Origin of the sequence: Rhizobium metallidurans, from assembly GCF_014196505.1 — a bacterium.
GTDB lineage: Bacteria > Pseudomonadota > Alphaproteobacteria > Rhizobiales > Rhizobiaceae > Rhizobium > Rhizobium metallidurans.
Window position 1 is genome coordinate 1 of the sequence record NZ_JACIDW010000064.1, and the last position, 1,160, is coordinate 1,160.

Here is a 1,160-nt window from a genome sequence, read left to right on the forward strand (position 1 = left end):
TACGCTTCCATGGAATAGCCGGCGCCGCGAACGGTGCGGATGACATCCTGCATGTTCGAGAAGTTGAGCGCCTTGCGCAGGCGGCCGACGTGCACGTCAACGGTGCGTTCGTCGACATAGATGTCATGGCCCCAGACGCCATCGAGCAGCTGCGAGCGCGAGAAGACGCGGCCCGGCGACGACATCAGGAATTCCAGCAGGCGGAATTCGGTCGGTCCGAGGCGGACTTCGCGGCTCTTGCGGTGGACGCGGTGGGTTTCGCGATCGAGTTCGATATCGCCGCACTTCAGCAGCGAGGACAGAACTTCCGGCTTGGCGCGACGCAGCATCGCCTTGACGCGGGCAACCAGCTCAGGTGTCGAGAACGGCTTGACGACGTAGTCGTCGGCGCCGGTCGAAAGGCCGCGCACACGTTCGCTTTCCTCGCCACGGGCGGTCAGCATGATGATCGGCAGGCGCTCCGTCTCCGGGCGCATGCGCAGGCGACGGCACAGTTCGATGCCGGATACGCCAGGCAGCATCCAGTCGAGGATCAAAAGGTCGGGCGTACGCTCCTGCAGCCGGATCTCGGCCTCGTCACCGCGAAGGATGGTATCGACTTCAAAGCCTTCGGCCTCAAGGTTATAGCGAAGAAGCACGCTCAGTGCTTCTTCATCTTCAACGACTGCTACTCTTGGGATCATTCGTCTCGGTCTCCTGGTGGCGCGGGTCCGTCACGCTTATTCCGTGACCGCGCCGACGGTGTTGGCCGTATCGTCCTTCGGACGCTCGCCTTCCGGCTGGGCGCCGGTTGCCATGTAGTAGATGGTTTCAGCGATGTTGGTGGCGTGGTCGCCGATGCGCTCGATATTCTTGGCGCAGAAGAGAAGATGCGTGCAGCTGGTGATGTTGCGCGGATCTTCCATCATGTAGGTCAGCATCTCGCGGAACAGCGAGGTGTACATCGCGTCGATTTCCTCGTCGCGCTCGCGGATCGACTTCGCCTTGTCGGCGACGCGGCTGGTGTAGACGTCAAGCACTTCCTTGAGCTGGACGAGCGCCAGTTCGGCGAGGTGCTCGAGGCCGCGGGCGAGCTTGCGCGGAACGCCGGTGCTCTGGACCGCGATGACGCGCTTGGCGGTGTTCTTGCCGAGGTCGCCGACGCGCTCGAGGTCGGCGGC

2 protein-coding genes are annotated in these 1,160 nt (G+C 63.4%); both read right to left on the reverse strand.

What is annotated here, in order from left to right:
- The coding region (phoB, locus tag GGQ67_RS25060) for a phosphate regulon transcriptional regulator PhoB (protein WP_018898307.1) at positions 1-683 on the reverse strand (683 nt) is incomplete at its 3' end.
- 36 nt (positions 684-719) lie between these two features.
- Positions 720-1,160: phosphate signaling complex protein PhoU (gene phoU, locus GGQ67_RS25065; RefSeq protein ID WP_183902803.1), on the reverse strand; the 441-nt coding region annotated here is incomplete at its 5' end.